This window comes from Effusibacillus dendaii (genome assembly GCF_015097055.1).
Classification (GTDB): Bacteria; Bacillota; Bacilli; order Tumebacillales; family Effusibacillaceae; genus Effusibacillus; species Effusibacillus dendaii.
Window position 1 is genome coordinate 1922132 of the sequence record NZ_AP023366.1, and the last position, 21510, is coordinate 1943641.

Consider the following 21510-nt stretch of genomic DNA (forward strand, 5'->3'; position numbering starts at 1 on the left):
CTAAGACCTCCAGTAACAAACTTCCAACCGATTTCCGTCCGGGTCGCGAAAGCCGAAGTAGGTGACCCTTCCGTCGTCCTCCAGCTCTTCTACCTCGACTCCCTTATTTTTCAAAGTTTCATATAACGTTTCCGGATTTTCAGCAAACAGAATCGGATATGTGGTCGAAAACCGTCTGGCTGGCATTACTTCATCCGAGTGCAATTCGTACAAGGTAAGGGGCGTCTCCCCCTCGCCGATTTTGAAAACGGCGATACGGTGGTCGTCCTCCCCGATATAAGCCGCTTCCAATCCTAACACTTCTTGATACCAACGGCACGCTTTTTTTATATTCTTGACACGCAATAAAACGGTATCGATTCGTTTGAAGAAACCGGCCATCCCGCTTCCCCCTGTCAGTTGCTCGTGGTATCCGCTTGGTTACTTTCTGCCCTGTACATATCCGGCATTAAACAGGAAAAGACGCATCAGCAGGTAGAGAGACGGCACCAGCAGACACAATCCTCCGACAAACGCCCATACAAGCGCCTCTGCCATAATCGGATTGTTGACACCTGAATAAATTGTAACATACGGATACAGCAAATAGGGCATATGTCCAATTCCATATCCGAAGAATGCGCTGGCAAACTGCAGCATGACGAATATAAACGCCAGCCCGTACGATTTTTTCCGGATGAGCAGGCTAACGGCACAGAGAAAAAACGCGAACGACAGGATAAACAGCCAACTGACATCCAGCATATTGTTAAAAAACTCCAGATTATGGTTGCGAAGCGAGAGAAACACCAGGAAACTGGCAAAAATCGTCGGGAAGCTCCAGAATACCGCCCATGTCCGCAGCAGCTCTTCCGCCTGTTTGTCCTGCGCCCGGTTCGCATAATAGGTTAAAAAACTGGCACTGATAAACAGAACGCTGACCAACGCCAAAAACACAACCGACCAGGAATAAGGGCTGGCAAACAGTTTGCCCATTAAAAGTACCACATTGTTCCCTTGTTTCTCAACAAACCCGCCGATCGATATGGTCAATACAGTGGCCAGCGACGCGGGTATCAAAAGCCCCGTGAATCCGTAGAGAAACAGAAACACCGTATTGGTCTTGCCGTAATGGTCAAAGGCGTAAAACGAACCGCGAATTGCCAACAGCACCAGCGCAATGCTGGCAGGCACCAGCAATGCGGTTCCGTAGTAGTAAGCCGTATCAGGGAAAAAACCGACAATCCCTACCACGAAAAAGATCAAAAATACGTTCGTCACTTCCCACACCGGCGACAGGTACCGCTGGATCACCTGATTGACAATCTCACCCGTACCGGTCCATTTGCCGTAAAGGGCAAAGAACCCGGCGCCAAAATCGATTGACGCTACGATCACGTAACCAAGCAAAAACAGCCATAGAATTGTAATTCCAAGCAATTCGATTGACATATGCACACCGCCTTTTCTAGAGCGTTATGCCCCGTTTTTGCATTTCCGCTTCGGGTGGATTTTTCTTCGTCATCCGTAACAGGACATAGATGCAAACCACACCTAACACCAGGTAAAGCAACGCAAACAAAATCAGCATGGCGCCCACATCACTGGATGTCGTGACGCCTTGACTCGTACGCATATACCCTCGCAAAATCCAGGGTTGTCGACCGATTTCCGCAAACATCCAGCCAAGCTCAATTCCTATCACGGAAAGCGGTCCTCCCAGTACGATCAAACGCAGCAGCCAGGAATTCCATTCCTGGCTTTTGTTCCAAATTCGGATGACGAGGAACAGCAGACTGATAGCCACCGCATACACCCCTACGCCCACCATCAAATCAAACAGGTAATGGACGAAAAGCGGCGGCCATACGTCTTTCGGAAACTCGTTGAGCCCTGTCACTTTGGCGTTAAAATCGCTGTGCGCCAAGAAACTGAGCATGCCGGGCAGCGGCAGCGCACCTTTCACCTGCTGGTTTTTTTCATCCAACACGCCGCCAACCAGCAGATCGGCATGCTCTTTTGTCTCAAAATGCCATTCTGCAGCCGCCAATTTTTCCGGTTGGTATTCGGCCAGGTATTTACCTGACAGGTCGCCAATCAGAGCGGTCCCCACGCCAAAAACAAATGTCCAGAGGACGGTCAGGCGAAGCGCTTTCTTGTAATACTCGGTGCGGCGTCCCCGCAGAATCAACCAGGCGGTAACAGCCGCCAATATAGCAGCCGACGTCATAAAGGCGGATGACAGCACGTGCGACACTTTTGTCGGCGTTGCCGGGTTAAACATCGCCTTCAGCGGTTCAATATGTGTAATTACGCCGTTTTCCAGCGTAAATCCTTGCGGCGCATTCATAAATGCGTTGACGGTTGTGATGAAAAACGCGGAAGCAGACGACCCAATGACAACAGGTATAATGAACGCCCAATGCAGCCACCGGTTTTTGAACCGGTCCCATGTATACAGGTAAATGCCGAGAAAGATCGCTTCAAAGAAAAAAGCGAACGTTTCCATGAACAAAGGAAGCGCAATCACCTGTCCGGCGATCTGCATAAAACTTGGCCACAAAAGAGACAGCTGCAGCCCGATACAGGTACCGGTCACTACTCCCACCGCGACCGTCACGGTAAACCCTCTCGACCACCGTCTGGCCAACAGCATGTAATGCGGGTCGTTGCGCCGGATACCCAACCATTCGGCGATCATAATCATGACCGGCACACCCACGCCGATCGTCGCAAAGATGATGTGAAACCCCAATGTCAAACTCGTCAATATACGGCTCCACAACAACGTATCTTGCATGATGGCTCACCTTCTTTGTGTGAATGTGTATTTATAATAATACAAAATGACATCGTGCAAGCGCCGTATTTCCCTGTAGTTTTGACGTTTTGTTGGCATCTTTGCGACAAAACTTTGAATCGCCCTGACGATTACAATGTATTCGCCGAGTGAGTGTTTCCTGCCGTCGGCTGTTTCTGGTGTTTCTGGTTTTTCAATACGCCTGCCAGCAGCACTCCGCAAGCTACAGCGACTGCACCCCCCCAATGCAGGAACGGGTTTGCAAAATACGGTTTGACAAAAGACTCTTCCATCATCATTTTGGCGGCTGTCCAAGCAATCGTCCCGGAACCGATATAGACAATCGCGCGGTATCGTTCCACCCATTTGACAATCAGTGTGCTGCCCCAAACCATGATCGGGATGCTGATTAACAGTCCAATCAAAATCAACAGAAACGATCCGTGAGCGGCGCCGGCAACCGCCAATACGTTATCCAGCCCCATCAATGCGTCTGCGATGATGATGGTGCGAATCGCCGACCATAAATTTTGACTGGCTGCCTGTTGATCGTGTCTCTTCTTCTCCACAAGCAGTTTGTAAGCGATCAGCAGCAGCGCGATGCCTCCAATCAGAAGAAGTCCGGGTATTTTCAGCAGCCATACGACTGCCAACGTCGATACCGCGCGGATCACGACCGCCCCGACCGTTCCCCAGAGGATCGCTTTCTTCTGCTGTTCTTTTGCCAAATTGCGGGCGGACAGTCCAATCAAAATCGCATTGTCGCCTGCCAAGACCAAGTCAATCAGCACAATCGACATCAGCGCCACCCAAAATTCAACTGAGAAAAATTCCATTTTGTCTCTCCCCTTCTGCATTTGTTTTCCGTAAAACAAAAAGCGCCCCTCACCACACAGGTAAAGGCCGCCAAAAAACAGGAAAAGACCTTCACCCTAAGGCAAAGGTCTTGCTAACAACGATTCTGGTACGCGGTATGCAGACTACCCGCAAACAGAAACTTTCGTTTCGCTGCCAACAAAGCCGGAGAGGTTAACGGGTACACCCGGATCGCATTCGCATCCGCGCATCCAACCGTCAGCGTCTCGAAATGACGACTTTGTCGTGATTAGCTACTCCCCTTTGGAGGATATGCTTTTGTTGTTTACAGGATACTATCGGACAGGTCGGATTGTCAAGTGCGGAAATCGGAGACTTTCAACTCAGAACTTAACAACAGTACAAGTCCTGCTCCTGTCAACAGTCCCTGCGCCCAATTTCCGCGTTTCGGATTCTCCTGGTTTTCCATCAGCAAGCCTCCCGACTCGCAACTCTATTACTCTTGAACTTCTGTTGCCATGACCTTCTACGGCTTCTGAACTCTATTGGTTTCGCAGTTGAATCAATGTCTGTTCTTTCTCACCCCGATAAAACAGGTTATAGGTATCAAACGGGATGATTCGTCCATCCGGGTGAACAATATGGACGCATGATTTTTTACGGAGCGAACATCCAAATTGTACGCATCAAGAAACTGCATAATCACCACCCAAAACACATTGTCGTAACCGATTGCGTCAGGCACTTGTACCATCGGCAGGCAGCACAGCAGATTTTTCAGGGGAGATGGCGGAGGAATCGGGTGAATGGCTGGTGGAGAACAGATCGAATATTTTTTCCTTAAGCGTCTCATCCTGTTCAAATACGATCGTGTTGCGGCCGCCTTCCAACCGAATCTGCGGATCGATCAGGCCGGTTAACGGGGTGACACGGCCTCCCGTTTTTAACGCATACCCCATCGCCAAACCATCCGGATGACAGGGAACGGGGATGATATCTTCCGCCTGAATCGGTTGAAATGTGACTCCCCTTACGGCGCGCTGTGCAGGGCCGTATTGAATGATCCTCCCCACCTCATGGTCGTTCAGCCCTCTTTTTAACGTGACCACAAGTGTTGTGGAAATGTTGAATTCGTTTAGATGCGGGAAAACTCATTCGCACCCTCCTGTATTTTAAGGTTCGGCAGGCTGCTGACTAATCCCTTTCCGACGTTTCTGTCTTGCCGCCCACAGCAAAAGGACCACTCCCATTGCCATCAACAACAGGCTGACGACCTGCGCGACGCGCAACGGACCCAGCATCAGGCTGTCCGTTCGCAACCCTTCCACAAAGAACCGGCCGATTGAATAAAGAATCAGATACGAAAAAAGGACCTGTCCGTCAAACTTCTTGAACCTCCGCAGCATAACCAGTAAAATCACGAACACCAGCATGTCCCAGATCGATTCATACAGAAATGTGGGCTGGTAGTACACCCCTTCGATCAGCATCTGATCGCGGATAAATGCGGGGAAATGCTGCATAAACGCAGCCGAAACAGGACCTCCATGCGCCTCCTGATTGATAAAATTTCCCCATCGGCCAATCGCTTGGCCCAGGATCACACTTGGAAACAAAATATCTCCCATTAACAGAATCGGCAGCTTCTGTTTTCGCACATAATACAGCCCCCCCAGGAATCCGCCGATTAATCCGCCATGAATGGCCAAACCGCCGTGCCAGACAGCGAATACGTCAAGCAAATTGTTGCGATAATTGTGCCACTCGAAGATCACATAGTACAGCCGGGCAAATACAATCGCCAACGGTATAATATACATGACCATGTTCAAAATATGTTCCGGGTCCAGGCCGATTTTTTTGGCATGATATTGCGCCAGCAAAGTTCCCATCACAAATGCGCTCGTCATCAGAATCCCATACCAATGAACGGGAATGGGGCCGATGTGAAAAGCAACCGGATCAATCACCCTTATCACCTCGCCGCCATTGTACCACATTTTTCTAAAACATCCTCATCGGACACATACTGCCACCCACGCAAAAAGCCTGTGAACATCGGGATATTCACAGGCCTCCATTGTTTTTGCATTACGAACGCGCACCGATTAACCGACCGAACCTTCCATCTGATCCCCGGTTTTCACATTATCATACACATGTGTTACCTTCACGCTAGAGAGCGGGACAGACGGCGCAACCGTTTCAAAAGCTTTTCACCTGCTTCATACTGTCGCTTCCATTCTGCCAAGCCCCAATTGAAGGCAAAGCGAGCCACACCACACGCTTTTGCGAAGTAGGTGGACTGCTTGTTATTCGGTTGAAGCGCAATCTTATGGCTTCTCAGCATCCTCAACCACCCGCTTCATCCCTTCTATGAGCTTCTGGTTCTTGCGTAAACGCGAACCGTAGAGCCGTGCAGAAAACACCGTGATAATCTCCAAAACATCCTTGGCGAGATCTTCTTCAAACGTAGTGTCTTCGCCCTGGTTGAGAATCACCACTTCCACCTCTTTCGCCTCACAAATGGCGAAGACCAGCTCCGCACCAAAACGAAGGAGGCGATCTTTGTGTGTGATGACCAGTCTGCCTACTTCGTCCTGCAAGATGGCGTGTAAGAGGCGTTTCAAACCTTTTTTGTGGTAGTTCATTCCCGATCCAAGGTCAGAAACCACTTCAAACGTCCACCCTTGCGAAGCGCAGTACATTTCAAGGACTTGTTTCTGTCGCTCCAAATCCTCTTTCTGATCGTGGCTTGATACTCTGGCATAGGCCACGGTTGTTCTGTCGCTACGCTGAAGCCGGAACAATTCAGGCCGCAGTTTCACAAGATCGTATCGCCGATGGCCGCCGGGGGTAATTTCATCCGGTTGCAAACGGCCTTCTTTTTCCCATCGCCGGAGTGTTGTAATCGATACTCCCAACACCTTTGAAGCTTCGCCTATCGTTATTAATCTGTCCATATTGATAGTATACAGTCAGTTTTAGGCAGAATCAATGTTTACAGTTCAAACCCTTATTCTTTTTCCAGTATACAGGTCAATTTGCCACGTCCCATTGTATTGCGGGCGATTGTTATTTTCTGTGACTGTAATAACCGAATCCCTAACAGACAATCCAGGCTTTACGGAACCTCTTGTCATTGCTGCCGATAATCCATCTATCAGCTGAAACAGGCGGAACATGGGACTCAGCCGCCAACTAAATGATTCGGTGAGCTCGTTCTCGCTGTGATGATGATAACGAATGATTTCCACTATATCATCGTTTAAACCATAATAGTGTTTGGCTATCTCAGCCCCACGAAAAGCATGCAATTTTCCATCCTCAAAAACCTCTCTTGGATCGACGACATCCCCGATTTTCAAAACAGGTTGTGATTTACCCAAATCATGGAAAATCAGCGCTTGTACCAATAAATCTTTATCGATTCCGATTAGCTTGGTAATCCCTTGCTCATGTAAGCTCGCAAGTATTTTAAGACAGTTTACAACATGACGGTAGCCACCATCGTGAATAATACCTGTAATTGTAATCTTCTTCGTTTGCGGGTCATAAGTATCCTGATATTCCACCGTTGATTTGAGCTTATATTCGACTTTACTATTAGGTAATGTCAAGGCAAATGCCATGTCAAGCTCTTGTTGCATTTCCATGGTTTCTGTAATATCCTGGCCTGTTATGAGTATGTCTGTCAGCTTTCCATTATCAATCAATGGGGTGATATTGAGTAATATTTGCTTCCCATCGGTTATTGTGCGAACTACCCCTATTTGAGCTACTCCTGTAACTAAAACTTCCTGTACCTTGCTGTTCTCTGTAGGGATATCCCAAAGTCTCAGGTCATTAAAAATATGTTTTCCTTTATAGGCGACACCTTGAACATTCAAAATCCGTTCGGCCGCTTCATTCATATATTCGACACATAGATTATAATCGACTAAAATAAGCAATTCTTCCATTGAACTGAGGATATGGCTTAGCAGCTTTTCTTTGTCCACTTTTTTCCTCATAATTACCTCCCCTTCGATAGCCCAGCCACTATGGCATAATTCCTTTGAACTGCGGCTTTGCGTAATTGCTTTTCAACAATTTTGCGATTGATCGAGGACTGTAATTTGTTTTCTGGTTTCTTGATAATACCATAATTTCTATGTAAAATGTTTTTTCGACAAATATTTTCTTAGACCACTCTGTTTCATCCAAACGAATTTACACTTTGCTAAATTTGCGATGTATTCTCTCTATTATTAAGAAAGAAGTGGTACTAATGAAAAATAGAAGTCGTTCGTTTGTATTTGTTGTAGCGCTGTCGTTATCAGCTTCTTCCACCACCGGTTGTGAAAATTCTAAATCATCTTCATCGCCATCACCGTTTACAAAAGCTCAACTCCAAAAATGACGTTTTTGTAAGCATCCATGATGAATAAAAGTTTAACCGACCGATCCTTCCATTTCCAGTTCGATTAAAGAACGGTTTCAGCGCATTTCACGGTTAAGTGAAAACCTCGTTATATCAAGGTTTTAACGGCATTCACTTTTCATACTAATTCATACGTAAAACCGGACAAAAAACAGACAAGCTTTGAGGCCCGATTGGGCCTCGCTCACTCTGCTTTTCTTTGATTCACTCCAAGATACTTTTTCAAAGCGTCTTGCAGTACATGTGAGAAATTAACTTTGTGGTCCTGCGCTAGGTCGTCCAGCCATTTGGGTATGGTCAGTGTCTTCTTAACCGCTTTTTCTTCCATCTCATCGCGGAATGGCGGCATCTATACTTCCACTAACACCACGGCCTGATTAGCCTGTGGACGCAGCTTGGAAATGGGAGTTGGTTCCGGTATCTCGTCACCATCCTGCTCCATTCCATAAAGATGTAGCGCCATCGCTTCTTTCGCGTTATGCAATGCCTCCTCATCGTTTTGTGCGCAAGGCAAGCAGCCGGGTAAGTCAGGAAACTCGATAGAGATTCCATCTTCAGCGTAATCAAATATAGCTGGATAGATATAACGGTCCTTCACATTTGTCCCTCCTTTGCGGGAGCTGCCTTATTGGCAGCCCCGCTTGTTTGAATATTCTTGAAGCGGGCGTAAATATAAAATACGTGTCCGAGCGACTTGGACACTCAAGTGTGAAAGTCACTGCAGACACGTATTTGCACGTTACTACAAAGATTGAAAATGATGCTTTAGCGCTTTATGAGCATTTTATCCAAAACGGGCAAAAAACGGGCAAGCCGTAGTTTCATGCCCTGAAAACCTCATGAATTAAAGCTTAACCGACCGATCCTTCCATTTCCAGTTCAATCAGACGGTTTAATTCGACCGCATATTCCATCGGCAGTTCTTTCGAGAACGGTTCGATGAAGCCGGATACGATCAAGCCTGTCGCTTGCTCTTCCGACAACCCGCGGCTCATCAGATAGAACAGCATATCTTCCGACACTTTGGATACGGTCGCTTCATGTTCAATCGCCACATTGTCGTTGTTGATTTCCATGAACGGAATCGTATCGGAAGTGGAACCTTCGTCAAACATCAACGCATCACATTTTACGTTCAGCTTGGAACCGTGTGCGTTTTCAGCCACTTTTACCCAACCGCGGTAAGTCGTTTTGCCCCCCGCTTTGGAAATCGATTTGGAAATAATCGTACTCGACGTATTGGGAGCCAGATGGAACACTTTCGTTCCGGCATCCTGATGCTGATCTTTACCTGCGAATGCAATCGAGGTAATTTCCGCGCGAGCCCCTTCCCCCCGCAGAATAACAGCCGGATATTTCATGGTCAGCTTGGAACCGATGTTGCCGTCCACCCATTCCATAACTGCATTTTTGTGAGCCACTGCCCGCTTGGTCACCAGATTGTACACGTTTGGCGACCAGTTCTGAATCGTCGTATAGCGGACTCGTGAATTATCGAGACAAACAATTTCCACCACTGCGGAATGCAGCGAATCACTCGAATATTTAGGTGCGGAGCAGCCTTCCACATAGTGGACGAACGATCCTTCTTCCCCAATGATCAACGTCCGTTCAAACTGTCCCGCATTTTTCGTGTTGATCCGGAAATAGGCCTGCAGCGGAATTTCGACATGAACTCCTTTCGGCACCCAGATAAACGATCCGCCTGACCAGACAGCCGAGTTCAACGCCGCAAACTTGTTGTCAGAAGGAGGAATCACCGTGCTGAAATACTTTTTCACAATCTCCGGATGCTCTCTGACCGCCGTATCCATATCGGTGAAAATCACGCCAAGATCTTCCAGGTCTTTGCGCATGCTGTGGTATACGACTTCCGATTCGTACTGTGCGGTCACACCGGCCAAAAAGCTGCGTTCCGCTTCCGGAATTCCCAGTTTGTCGAACGTTTGTTTCACGGTATCGGGTACATCATCCCAGCTTTGTACCGCTTTGTCGGTGGGTCGAACGTAATAGTGGATATCATCAAAATCGAGTTCATCCAGATCTTTCGTCCACCACGGCATCGGCATTTTGGCAAAAATGTCATAGCTTTTCAGACGGAAGTCGGTCATCCAACCAGGCTCGTTTTTCATTTCGGAAATCATCTGGACCATTTCACGCGTGAGCCCTTTTCCCGATTTATACACATAGTTTTCCGGGTCTGAGAAGCCATATTTATAATCACTGACAATTTCAGACGCTGCGTTTTTGTTTACGATTTCCTCATTTGCTTTGGCCATTTTCGACACCCTCCTTTTTATCCAAGCCTTGTTCTAACGCTTTCCAAGCGAGCGTCGCACATTTGATCCGCACCGGGTATTTGGAGACACCCTGCAAAGCCTGCAGTTCCCCCAGGCCGCTGTAATCCCCTTCCACGCCTTTCATCATATCGTAAAAGCGGTCGATCAGTTGGCGCGCTTCTGCAATCGTTTTTCCTTTTAGCTTAACGGTCAGCATGGAAGCGCTCGATTGACTGATGGAACAGCCGTGTCCATGAAATTTCGCATCTTCCACCTTGCCTGTTTCGTCAACTTTCAAATGCACCCCGATCACGTCACCGCAAGTCGGATTTGCCAATTCCATGCCAACGTCATAATTTTCAATTTTACCGACGTTTCGGGGACGCTTGTAATGATCGAGGATCACGTCCTGATAGAGACTATCGAGTGACATATCCGAACATCTCCTTTACTTTTTGCAGAGCCGCCACTAAACGATCGATGTCCTGTTCATCGTTATAGATATAAAAACTGGCCCGGTTGGTAGCCGCCGTGTGCAGCCATTTGTGCAGCGGCTGCGCGCAGTGATGCCCCGCTCTGACAGCGACGCCTTCCGCATCCAGTACTGTCGATACATCATGCGGATGCGTGTCGTCAATATTAAAAGCGATCAACCCGGTACGCGGTTGACGCGGACCATAAAGTTCAATTCCTTCCACCTGGCTTAACCGGTCCCATGCATAGGCAAGCAATTGCTGTTCATGCTGATGCACATTTTCCATACCGAGTGCGTTCAGATAATCAATCGCCGCAGCCAGTCCGACTGCACCTACGATGTTTGGCGTTCCCGCTTCAAATTTGGCCGGCACTTCCGCCCAATTTGACTCATAATAATCCACCAGGCCAATCATGCTGCCGCCCATTTGAAAAGGCTCCATGTCGTCCAACAGTTCGCTTTTTCCATACAAAAATCCAATCCCCGTCGGACCGAGCATTTTGTGCCCCGATGCGGCCAGAAAATCGGCGTCCAGATCCTGCACATCGATTGCCATATGCGGAGCGCTTTGCGCCGCATCGACCACCACCACCGCACCTGCCGCATGCGCTTCCTGAACGATCTGTTTCGTAGGCGTGACCGTTCCCAGCACATTGGACGCTTGGGTAACCGCCACAATTTTAATATTCCCCTGTTTCAGAAAAGAACGGTACTGCTCCAGATTGAGATGACCTTCTTCTGTCAGTTCCACCATGTAGAGCTTGGCGCCTTTGATCTTGGCGATCTGCTGCCAAGGCACCAGATTGGAATGGTGTTCCAACAGGGTCACTACAATTCCGTCACCTGCTTGCAGTTTGTGAAGCCCGTACGCGTAAGCAACCAAATTGATTGACTCGGTCGTTCCCCGCGTGAATACGATATTTTCAACCTTCGGCGCATTCAGAAAACGTGCTACTTTTTCCCTTGCGCCTTCGTAAGCGCTGGTTGCCCGTTCTCCCAATGTATGCACGCCGCGATGCACATTGGAATGGCTCGTCGCATAATATTGTGACATCGCTTCCGCAACTTGCTTCGGAATTTGCGAACTGGCTGCCGAATCCAGATAAACTAATGACTTTCCATTGACTTGCTGCTGCAAAGCGGCAAAATCCTTTTTAATTTCCTGTACGTTGAACAAGGTTACCACCCCAACTTTCGATCCACGAGGGACTGTACCTCTTTACGCACCGATTCCACCGGAATGAGTTCAATGACGGAACCGAAGAAACCTTCGACAATCATTTTTTGCGCCTGTTTAAGCGAGATCCCCCGGCTTTGCAGATAAAACAATTGTGTCTCATCGATCCGTCCAACAGTCGCCGCATGGCCGGCGCCCGCTACGTCCGTTTCTTCGATCAGGAGACCGGGAATCGCATCCCCTTTTGCCCCGTCAGACAGAATCAGGCTGTTCTCCCGTTGGAAGGTGGAGGAACCTTTCGCACCCGGTTTGATATAACCAAGCCCGCGCCAGATCGTTTTTCCTTTGTCGCCCATGACGCCTTTGGCAAGAATATCAGAAAAGCTGTTGCGGCCTGTATGAATCATCTGTGCAGAAACGTCCAGCGATTGTTCATCAGAACCGAAGAACACGACAACCGCGTTTGATTGCGCTCCTTCTCCGTCAACGTAGGACGTATTTTCGGAACGGGCAATTTTACCCCCCAATTCGGCGGCCGCCCAGTTCACTTCCGCATCGCGTCCGATTTTGGCGCGGCGCGGATAGAAACTGTATATGCCCTGGTCAAAATTCTGCAATATTACATACGATACTTTTGCTCCATCTGCTGCAAAAATCTCAACAGCCCCGCTATGGATCGCATTCGAACCGCCAAGATCGGAAGCGGAGTACTCCAGAACGGTAAATTGGGAGAACGATTCGGCAACGATCAGCGTATGATTAAAAATCCCGACATTCGGTTGATCCCCATAAGTAAACAGTTGAATCGGCGTCTCAATGACCACGTTTTTAGGCACGTACAGGAACGCCCCGCCTGTTCGCAACGCGTAATGAAGGGCCGCAAATTTACTTTCTTTTGTGTTGTACAGTTGACCAAAATATTTCTCAACTTTATCCGGATGCTTGGCAATGGCCTCCTGCAGGCTGGTGAGAATCACTCCTTTAGATGCCAGATCGGGATTCAGTTTAGTTTCCGTTACATCGCTGTTGTAATGAACCAGCACACCGGCCGCATCAGGACTGATTCGGCTGCGCACGGAATCCGGCGTTTCTTTTTGATCGGCAAGCGGTACCAATGAATCAAGCGGCACTTCTTTCAGGCGAAGATTGCGCCATCCTTCATCTTCTTTCGGAAGATCCATCGATTCGTACGCTGCAAGCGCCTCCGTACGGATCTGTTTTGCCCACTTGGGTTCATTGAAACGATTTTCAAGCGTTGTTACGGCAGGTGAAATGGCAGAACTAATGACTTTCGACATGGTTTATACCTCCCCACCGACAGACACTTCGCTCCTAATCCAATCGTACCCCTTTTCCTCCAGCTCAAGAGCCAGTTCAGGGCCGCCGGAACGGACAATCCGTCCATCCAACATGACATGTACAAAGTCCGGTTTGATGTATTCAAGCAAACGATGGTAGTGGGTGATGACGAGTACACCGAGTTCGGGTCCGCGCAGGCTGTTCACACCGTCTGCAACAATTTTCAAAGCGTCTATGTCGAGGCCGGAGTCCGTTTCGTCCAGAATCGCAATTTTTGGCTCAAGCAGCGCCATCTGAAGAATCTCGTTTCGTTTCTTTTCACCACCGGAGAAACCTTCATTCAGGTTCCGGTTGGCAAATGACATATCCATTTTCATCATTTGCATTTTTTCTTGCATGATGGAATAAAATTCAAACACTTCCATTTCGGTGCCCTTCACTGCGTTATATGATTGACGCAGGAAGTTTTTCAACGGAACGCCGGGAATTTCAGCCGGATATTGGAAAGCAAGGAACAATCCGGCACGCGCCCGTTCGTCCACTCCCAGTTCCAGCAGGTTTTTACCATCGAGGGTCACTTCGCCCTGAGTCACTTCATAACGCGGATGACCGGAAAGCGTCATTGACAAAGTGGTCTTCCCTGTTCCGTTCGGACCCATTATGGCGTGCACTTCATTTCCTTTTATGGTTAAATTAAAACCTTTCAACACTTCTTTGCCTGCTACATTCGCGTGCAGGTCTTTAATGACGAGTTCTGCCATGTTTCAATACCCCCACTTAAACGTAATGTGATTTATTTTGTCTGTTCCAAATTCACTATCAGCTTGTCGCCCCTTTGGGCGATTTCCTGAAGCGTAATATTATCAAGCACGGAAACCATTGTATCCCGTAGTTTTTCCCAAACAAACTTGGTTGAACAGTTGTCAGTTTTGCTGCAACATTCTTCCGCATCCGCTTCCAGACACTCTACGGGAGCAATCGGCCCTTCCAACGCCCTGATAACTTCTCCTGCCGTTATATCAGCAGACGACCGGGATAAGGTGTAACCACCGCGCGGTCCGCGTACGCTGCTGACCAGTCCGGCCTTTCGCATCGAGAACAGAATCTGTTCCAGGAATTGTTCCGGAACCTGCTCGGCAGTCGCAATCGTTTTGATTGGTATCGGCCCCTCATTTTCTCGTTGCGCCAAATAGGCCATGGCGATCAACCCATAATGGCCACGGGCAGATAGTTTCAAATCCTATCCACCTCCTCCAAAATCTTCAGTGAATAAATTCCTGATTGTTTTAGTCAGGAATACTTCTAAGAAAGAAGCCAGGTTTTGCGAATCGCCCTGACTTAGAATGATAATATTCTCAACACATTATATTCCAAATAAAACGGAACCGCAAGATGTTTTACAAAAAAGCAACACAGAAATTATATTGCCCCAAACGGCACCGGCTATAAGTCAGATTGAACACTTCTCCAGAAAACTGCTGAATTCCTTATTGCGCGCCCAGTATGTAACCGAAGTATCAGCCGTCCGACGCCGTGTAACATCAAAGTCCCCATCTCTTGGAACAATCAGAATTTCTTCTTCTGAGTTCAACAAGATCGCAACTCCGTTACGGTTTGTATCGGGATTTTCCTGCATTCTTTTTTGCACAAAAGCGGAAGCGTTAAACCAATTTACAATCTGTCCGATTTCGGTTGGATTCGCATCCCGCCATTCGCCGTTTTCAAACAGCCGGACCGATTTTACATCAGATGCCTGAATCGGCTTATGTGTATCAAATTTGCGTGCCAATCTCATGAGCCAAAACGTAGGCAAACAAAAAAGCAGGGCCCCGATCAACGCCACCATATGCCAGGTCCAGTTAAATATCGTAAAAGACGACATGTGTAGGTCACTCCCAGTAAATGACGTAAGACGTATTCCGTATGTTAGTATAGCAAAAAAAGAGTAATTACGACATCTGCAATTGCCATCGTATTTGAATTTTGTGCGACACCGCATTATGATGATAATTGAAAGGTTTTAATCCAATTCACAAAATAAAAGAGGATCTTATGAGCGGAAAAGACCGGATATCAGAAATTCAGTATCTACGGGGCATCGCTTTTTGTGCGGTCGCTATGCAGCATGTTATCGGTGTCTACAATCAGGTGACGATCAGCCTCGGAGAATCAGTGATCCTCGCTGTTTTTTTGGAGTTGGTAAAATTTGCTGTGCCGACATTCGTGTTTATTACCGGACTTGTTCTTTTTTACAACTACAACGAAGGGGTTCGTTATCCTTCATTCATCTGGAAGCGCATCAAGGAAATCCTGATTCCATATCTGATCTGGTCAGTCCTATACGCGGTTTCGTTTCCGCCCGACAACCCATTTCACGTTTCGCCAATCAGGGAATTCACTCACCAATGGATAACGGGCACTGCATTTTACCATTTGTGGTTTGTCGTTATGATTTTTCAATTCTATTTGTTATATCCTCTGTTTCAGCGGTTGATGTTGTGGTTTCGGACAATCCGCAGGCAAATCTGGCTGTTGCTTGTCAGTGGAATACTGTACCTTGCCGTTCTGTGGGCTTCCCTTTATGCAATTCCGAGAGGCTTGATCCGCTTTGACAACCCGATTTTACACGCACTTTTGGATAAGTACCGGGATCGCAACTTCCTGCTCTGGTTTTTCTACTTCCTGTTAGGGGCGGTCGCCGGATTGTCTGTTTCCCGTTGGCGGGATTGGATCAAACGAATACATTACTGGAATATCCCTATTTTTCTGATTCTGTTTGCCTGGGTGACATCTATGCTGGCAAACAGCATCAACCTGTCAAATAAATTGAAATTGAATGCAAACATCGCCACCTCTCTCCGACCGTCGATGTTTTGGTTCTCCGTCAGCTCGATTGCGCTTGTTTATGTGCTGAGTGTTCAAATGTCGCAGCGGGAAAATTGGCTGAGCCATCTTACCGAGTCAATTGGTAAATATTCTTATGGTGCCTATCTGATACACGCTCTTGTTCTTCAAATGATCGGCGGCTTCATCGTTCGGTTGCCGATTCAGAATCATTTGTTCGGACTGCTACTCACGTTTGTCGGTTGTGTTCTGCTGTCGTGGTTGCTGACTTTCGCGCTTAGCAAACTGCCGTTTGGCCATCTGCTGGTTGGAACGACAAAAAAGAAGAAGCCGGCTTCCCCATTGCCCGCTTCTTCACATACGACAACCGGTTCAGTCTGATCCGCTTACGCAGCGGCCCCCGCAACATTTCGTATTAAGGAACCAGTACCAGTTTGCCGGTTGTTTGGCGACCTTCCATCAGATCCTGCACATTTGCCGCTTCTGCCAGCGGATAGACACCGCCAATTTGCACATTCAATTCGCCGCTTGTGGCCCACTTCAGCAATTCGGCCATACTTGGCTGATAACGGTTCGGGTCTTCCATCAGCTTGCTGAGGAAAAATCCGGTAACCGTTTGGTTTTTGGCCATCAGTTGATTGGGAACCAGCGTCCCCCGCTGCCCGCTCGCTGCTCCAAACACTACCATGCGTCCATAATCAGCCAGGCATTTCAGATTTTGCTGGATCATTTCACCGCCGACCATTTCAAGAATGATATCGACACCTTTACCGTTGGTGACATCCAATACCTGTTGCGGCCAGTCTTCTTTTGTATAATCGATTGTTACTTCGGCACCCGACTGTTTCGCCAGTTCCCGTTTTTCGGCTGTGCTGGCCGTTCCGATCACTTTGGAGGCGCCAAATTTTTTCGCTAACTGAACGGACAGCAACCCTACGCCACCTGCTGCGGCATGCACCAGCACCGTTTCTCCCTGCTTCAGGTGACCGGACGTGGTCAGTACGTGATAAGCAGTCAACCCTTGCAATGGGAGGGCAACCGCTTTGGAAAAATCCAATCCTGCAGGCACCGGAATCAGTCCGTTGGCATCGGCAATCGCGTATTCCGCATAGCCTCCGCCTCCATGCAGCAACGTGGCAACAGGCTGTCCGACCCATTTTTCGTCGACGCTAGGCCCTACCTCTTTTACAATCCCTGCCACTTCAAGACCCGGAGTGAACGGCAACGGAGTGGGCAGCACATACCGTCCGTACCGCCTGGAAATATCTGCATAGTTTACTCCGCACGCCTTCACTTCAATCAAAACTTCTCCCGAATCGGGCGTTGGCCTTTCCACTTCCTCGTACTGCAGCACTTCCGATCCGCCGTTCCGGTGAAACCGCACCGCTTTCATCCTGCTTCCCCCTCCATGATTAATGCTTCCACTCTCGGTCGATCGCAAACATATCTTCATGTGGATGCTGATCATCTTCAAACTGTATCGTAACGTGACCGATCCGGAACTTTTCAAGCACCACTTTCTCCAGTTGGCGAATCATCTGTTGGCTGTTCCGTATAGTCAGCTCTCCGTCTACGACAAGATGTCCGCTCATTGCATTGCGGTTGGATGTCAAACACCATATATGCAGGTCGTGAACCTCTTTGATACCGGGGACAGACTGAATCGTTTCCACCACTTCGTCAAAATCGATTTCGCGTGGAGTCCCCTCCATCAACACGATGTATGTTTCTCTCAAAACACGACATGCGCCAATCGCTACAATCAACGCGATTACGAAACTTAAAATCGGATCGAGGATGTACCAGCCCGTAAAATACATGATAATTCCTGCCACGATCACACCGGCAGAGGCGGCCGCATCCCCCATTACATGCAGCATCGCGCTTCTGATATTGATATTGTCCGATTCATCCCGCAGACCCAGTCCGATGTAAAGATTGACAACCACCCCAATTACAGCCGTCACGAATAATATCGCTCCTTCCACCGGCTGCGGATGCAACAGACGCTGATATCCTTCAAAACCCACATAAAAAACGATCACGATGAGAGTAATCGCGTTAAATAGCGCCGCCAAAATCGTGATTCGATGGCGGCCGTATGTCATGTTTTTGGAAGGGGGCGCCGTTGCCGCACGCATAGCAAAATAGGCCACGATCAAAGACATCACGTCGGTCAGCATGTGTGCCGCATCGGTCAACAGCGCCAGACTGTTTGCCCAAATCCCGCCGATCACTTCTACCGCCAATATGACAAATCCTAGAAAAATCCCTCGCTTCAGCTTATCGTGGGCGACATGCACATGTCCGCCTGCATGGAAATGGTCATGGTCATGTTTGTGGCCATGGCTATGATCATGGCCATGGTCGTGATCATGAAAGCGGCCATGATGGTCGTGGTCATGATGATGTGCGTGTTCATGATGCGGCATCGCCATTCACCCTCAATTTCAAAAATTCCCGATCGAAATCCGTTCAAATCAGCTTACAGAAAGACGGATCCCTTATACTTACGCAGCACGCCGATTGTTTGCAACATGATCTGTTACACATTGCTTGCCGAATATGCGAACCCAATTCCTTCGGTAAAGAAAACTTGGTTCATCAAGCCAAAGGCTTTGGCAAACCTCATTGTCTTGCGCATGGATGCGCTATGCCGACGTTGCGCTTTCGTCGACCGACAAGGACGTCGCGCTTTTAGTCGGCCTTCCTCTCATGTCGATAAGATAAAGCTAAATCCCTGTCCATCAAGAAAGAAGCGCTGCCGCCCGGCCTCGTCTGCGTAGCCACTTGGTAGCAGAGATAGCTCAAACTGGCGAAAAACAAGGAAACAAACGTGTTATGAAGCATTAACGAATCAACGCTCAACTTTGAGAGCACCAGATATCCGCCGCTAAAAATTTGTAAAATAAGAGTAATCACGCACAGAACACTTCCGATTACAAAATCACGGCGCTCCGGGTACCTCCGCTTCGTTACAATCAACAATGTCACAAACAGCAGGAGGCCTACAAGCGCTGCCAATCGATGCGTGAAACTGACTGCTACCTCGCCAACCAGATGATCGGGGATCACCCGTCCGTTGTTCAATGGCCAGGTCTCGATCGCCATCCCTGCATTGACACGCCTTACGTACGCCCCTAAATAGATGAGTCCATACACATAAACAAAAATCCCCCAGATGAAATTCCGGTACCCTTTTGAGATCCTGTAAGACGCCCCGCGTATCGAATGGTTCCCCTCAAATGTAATGACACAAAGCAACAATACGCTGGCAAATGCGATCAACGAGATTCCGAAGTGCAGCGCTAGAACGGCTTCCGACTGTTTCCAGATTACAGCCGCCGCTCCTAACACCGCTTGCACAAAAATAAAAAAGATGCTCAAAAAGCTCAGCCATTTGACATCCCGCCGTTGCCGATACGTCCGCCACATCCAAACGGCCAGAATCCCAACCATAATACCTACAATTCCCGTAATCGCACGATGGCTGTATTCAATCATGGAAGCCAATGTGGCCATCGGTCGAAATTCACCGTGACAGAGCGGCCAGGTATTGCCGCAACCGTCTTGCGATCCCGTATTGGTTACAAGCGTGCCCGCCATTAATACCAAAAACATCCCGATGGTCGTCAAGACAGAAAATATTTTCAGAGCCCTTTTCATGCAATCCCGTACCTCTCCCGTTGTATCTCGAATGTCTAATTTATTATATCAAAATGAAGCGCCCGCTTGTTGATTGTTCATAGACTGTTTTTTATGTGAAATATAACTATGCAAAATCATGCCTGTAATCACAAGAAACATCCCCAACCAGGACAACGCGGACGGAAGTGGACTAGCCAACATGATGACTTCTCCCGCAGCAGCAAACAGCACTTCCAAAGACTGTGTCGCTTCTACGGAAGCCAACTTTTGCATATTGCCCCTGACCATGTCGGTGGCCCGAAAAAAGAGGACCGTCGCAATCACCCCGGAACAAACTGCAACCAACACCGCTTGAATCGTTTGTTCTTTGCTTGGTGCGCCGACAGTAAATAAACCATAGAGGGAAAGCAGAAACCAGAATGGCAGACTCGCCAGCGTCATGCCCAATACACGCTGGTAAGTGTCTAAGCGGCCCTCGCATATGTCCATCATTTTACGGTTGCCGAGCGGATACGCAAATGAAGCGATAATGACAGGTATAACGCCTAACCACAAATTTTTGGAAGAAAAATGGTTTGCCTGTTCCACCTGCATAAGAGCTATGCCAACAAGAATAATGAATGACATGACAAGACCTTTAACCGGCACTTTCCCTCTAATTTTTACAGAACCATCTGGTGTTTTAATCGTCTCTGAAAAAAACGGTACAAGCAGGGAACCGGAAATAATGGTAATCTGCCACGTTCCGGCGATCAGCCAACCTGGTGAAAATTCAGCCGCAAAACATAAGGGCGCATAGAATAAGCCAAATCCAACAAAGCTCCATAAAAGCCATTTTCCTGGCTGATTTCGCATTTCTTGTAAAAGAGGGCGTAAATTATTTCTGCCTATCACAAGGAGCAAGAGCAACGGAACCATAAAAATATACCGAAGCGAAGCGCTCCAAATCCAGCTTCCGCCTGACAACGACATCGCCCGGTTCAGGACAAATGTAAAAGCGAAAAAGAAAGATGCCAAAACACCTAGAAAAATAGGACGCAATGAATCCACCTCAGTTTATCATTATACCTCATGTTCGTTTCCCTGAACTGACTTTCCCAACGTGAGCATCGCGGCTTTCCTCTTGTTCTTTGTTATAGGTGCGACATCTGGCGTTTTAACAGTAATTTACGAAACACGAGACCAATCACAACACCGACGAAAAGGAAAAAGAGGGGAAGCCAGACTGGCCCCCACAGGACACCCAGAATTTTTAAAGTGGGAGCATAAATCACACCTAGTGTACCGATATAGGCGGCCAAGACAAAAGGAAGATAGGAAAAAGGAGAATGGGGAGGACCTGCATCGGAGTACGCATCCCAGATCGCAAACATATATACGCAGGGATAGAACAGCAGCCACTGATAATCTGCAAGCGCAATAGCAGATTCAATCTCACCATGAAAACTTTCGAGAATGATCTGATTCAAGTTGGCTTTCCAATTAATAATAAACTCTAAAATAATAAATACAATTCCTTTCACATACTTGCCATTCCGCAACTGGCCAAATCCTGGCAGAGCGATGCTCCACAGCAAAACGCCGATTTTCCTGTCTGTACTCATCTCATTACGTCACCAAAAACCTGTCTTACATCCGAGCACCCGCTCATCTCGATTCACCTTTCTATGTTTGAGCCAATATTAATACGTAGTATTTCCTGTTTCAGGCCATTCATGTTGGCGTCTATACAGAAAACGGGATTCCTCCAAGTAAGCGGAAGTCCCGTTT

The 21510-nt window shown here is 48.0% G+C and carries 23 protein-coding genes, 1 pseudogene and 1 riboswitch; of the genes and pseudogenes, 1 reads left to right on the plus strand and 23 read right to left on the minus strand.

All coding sequences use genetic code 11. The features are described from left to right. The 18 genes and pseudogenes from skT53_RS10430 to skT53_RS10510 all read right to left on the minus strand — a co-directional run bounded on the left by skT53_RS10430 (position 1) and on the right by skT53_RS10510 (position 15130). Complete coding sequence (locus skT53_RS10430) at positions 1-381, minus strand: VOC family protein (RefSeq protein ID WP_200756666.1); 381 nt, start codon at positions 379-381, stop codon at positions 1-3. 39 nt (positions 382-420) lie between these two features. Continuing rightward, positions 421-1431, minus strand: coding sequence for a cytochrome d ubiquinol oxidase subunit II (locus tag skT53_RS10435; RefSeq protein ID WP_200756668.1), 1011 nt, complete (start codon positions 1429-1431; stop codon positions 421-423). A gap of 16 nt (positions 1432-1447) precedes the next feature. Further along, entirely contained in the window at positions 1448-2779 is a 1332-nt protein-coding gene (locus skT53_RS10440; protein WP_200756670.1) for a cytochrome ubiquinol oxidase subunit I, read from the minus strand. 131 nt (positions 2780-2910) lie between these two features. Next, positions 2911-3615 (minus strand): TerC family protein, encoded by a 705-nt coding sequence (locus skT53_RS10445; RefSeq protein WP_200756672.1) that lies wholly within the window; start codon positions 3613-3615, stop codon positions 2911-2913. 522 nt (positions 3616-4137) lie between these two features. Further along, positions 4138-4737 (minus strand): annotated as a pseudogene (locus skT53_RS19185) (radical SAM protein); the annotation flags it as partial. A gap of 30 nt (positions 4738-4767) precedes the next feature. Further along, entirely contained in the window at positions 4768-5565 is a 798-nt protein-coding gene (lgt, locus tag skT53_RS10455; protein WP_200760947.1) for a prolipoprotein diacylglyceryl transferase, read from the minus strand. Positions 5566-5765: 200 nt separating this feature from the next. Continuing rightward, the gene (locus tag skT53_RS10460; RefSeq protein WP_200756676.1) at positions 5766-5945 is read right to left on the minus strand and encodes a helix-turn-helix domain-containing protein; all 180 of its coding nucleotides are present in this window, start codon (positions 5943-5945) and stop codon (positions 5766-5768) included. Beyond that, positions 5929-6558 carry an IS607 family transposase gene (locus skT53_RS10465; protein ID WP_200756678.1) on the minus strand — a complete coding sequence of 210 codons (630 nt, stop codon included), beginning with the start codon at positions 6556-6558 and terminating at the stop codon, positions 5929-5931. The genes skT53_RS10460 and skT53_RS10465 overlap by 17 nt, the downstream gene beginning before the upstream one ends. Before the next feature lie 45 nt (positions 6559-6603). Next, positions 6604-7608 carry an HD domain-containing protein gene (locus skT53_RS10470; RefSeq protein WP_200756680.1) on the minus strand — a complete coding sequence of 335 codons (1005 nt, stop codon included), beginning with the start codon at positions 7606-7608 and terminating at the stop codon, positions 6604-6606. A 12-nt stretch (positions 7609-7620) separates the two neighbouring features. After that, positions 7621-7704, minus strand: a riboswitch (cyclic di-GMP riboswitch). Between the two features lie 498 nt (positions 7705-8202). Next, positions 8203-8367 carry a hypothetical protein gene (locus tag skT53_RS18545; protein WP_226375181.1) on the minus strand — a complete coding sequence of 55 codons (165 nt, stop codon included), beginning with the start codon at positions 8365-8367 and terminating at the stop codon, positions 8203-8205. After that, entirely contained in the window at positions 8368-8616 is a 249-nt protein-coding gene (locus skT53_RS18550; RefSeq protein WP_226375182.1) for a type II toxin-antitoxin system HicB family antitoxin, read from the minus strand. 253 nt (positions 8617-8869) lie between these two features. Next, the gene (gene sufB, locus skT53_RS10480) at positions 8870-10297 is read right to left on the minus strand and encodes a Fe-S cluster assembly protein SufB (protein WP_200756682.1); all 1428 of its coding nucleotides are present in this window, start codon (positions 10295-10297) and stop codon (positions 8870-8872) included. Continuing rightward, positions 10281-10730: a Fe-S cluster assembly sulfur transfer protein SufU gene (gene sufU, locus skT53_RS10485; protein ID WP_200756684.1), complete on the minus strand. Its 450-nt coding sequence runs from the start codon at positions 10728-10730 to the stop codon at positions 10281-10283. The genes sufB and sufU overlap by 17 nt, the downstream gene beginning before the upstream one ends. Further along, a complete protein-coding gene (locus skT53_RS10490; RefSeq protein WP_200756686.1) occupies positions 10717-11949 on the minus strand; it encodes a SufS family cysteine desulfurase in 1233 nt (410 codons plus the stop codon). The genes sufU and skT53_RS10490 overlap by 14 nt, the downstream gene beginning before the upstream one ends. 2 nt (positions 11950-11951) lie before the next feature. Then, positions 11952-13247 carry a Fe-S cluster assembly protein SufD gene (gene sufD, locus skT53_RS10495; protein WP_200756688.1) on the minus strand — a complete coding sequence of 432 codons (1296 nt, stop codon included), beginning with the start codon at positions 13245-13247 and terminating at the stop codon, positions 11952-11954. Positions 13248-13250: 3 nt separating this feature from the next. Continuing rightward, positions 13251-14009 (minus strand): Fe-S cluster assembly ATPase SufC, encoded by a 759-nt coding sequence (gene sufC, locus skT53_RS10500; RefSeq protein ID WP_200756690.1) that lies wholly within the window; start codon positions 14007-14009, stop codon positions 13251-13253. 32 nt (positions 14010-14041) lie between these two features. Next, entirely contained in the window at positions 14042-14485 is a 444-nt protein-coding gene (locus skT53_RS10505; RefSeq protein WP_200756693.1) for an RrF2 family transcriptional regulator, read from the minus strand. Between the two features lie 213 nt (positions 14486-14698). Continuing rightward, complete coding sequence (locus tag skT53_RS10510; RefSeq protein WP_200756695.1) at positions 14699-15130, minus strand: hypothetical protein; 432 nt, start codon at positions 15128-15130, stop codon at positions 14699-14701. Positions 15131-15300: 170 nt separating this feature from the next. On the opposite strand from skT53_RS10510, the gene skT53_RS10515 reads away from it, so the two are divergent. Then, a complete protein-coding gene (locus skT53_RS10515; RefSeq protein WP_200756697.1) occupies positions 15301-16473 on the plus strand; it encodes an acyltransferase in 1173 nt (390 codons plus the stop codon). 34 nt (positions 16474-16507) lie between these two features. Here the strand turns inward: skT53_RS10515 and skT53_RS10520 are convergent, their stop codons facing one another. The 5 genes from skT53_RS10520 to skT53_RS10540 all read right to left on the minus strand — a co-directional run bounded on the left by skT53_RS10520 (position 16508) and on the right by skT53_RS10540 (position 21344). Beyond that, positions 16508-17485 (minus strand): quinone oxidoreductase family protein, encoded by a 978-nt coding sequence (locus tag skT53_RS10520; protein WP_200756699.1) that lies wholly within the window; start codon positions 17483-17485, stop codon positions 16508-16510. Between the two features lie 19 nt (positions 17486-17504). Then, positions 17505-18524 carry a cation diffusion facilitator family transporter gene (locus skT53_RS10525; protein WP_200756701.1) on the minus strand — a complete coding sequence of 340 codons (1020 nt, stop codon included), beginning with the start codon at positions 18522-18524 and terminating at the stop codon, positions 17505-17507. Positions 18525-18789: 265 nt separating this feature from the next. Next, positions 18790-19758 (minus strand): COX15/CtaA family protein, encoded by a 969-nt coding sequence (locus tag skT53_RS10530; RefSeq protein ID WP_200756703.1) that lies wholly within the window; start codon positions 19756-19758, stop codon positions 18790-18792. 48 nt (positions 19759-19806) lie between these two features. Further along, positions 19807-20781, minus strand: coding sequence for a DMT family transporter (locus skT53_RS10535; RefSeq protein ID WP_200756705.1), 975 nt, complete (start codon positions 20779-20781; stop codon positions 19807-19809). A 92-nt stretch (positions 20782-20873) separates the two neighbouring features. After that, the gene (locus skT53_RS10540; protein WP_200756708.1) at positions 20874-21344 is read right to left on the minus strand and encodes a hypothetical protein; all 471 of its coding nucleotides are present in this window, start codon (positions 21342-21344) and stop codon (positions 20874-20876) included. Positions 21345-21510: the final 166 nt, after the last annotated feature.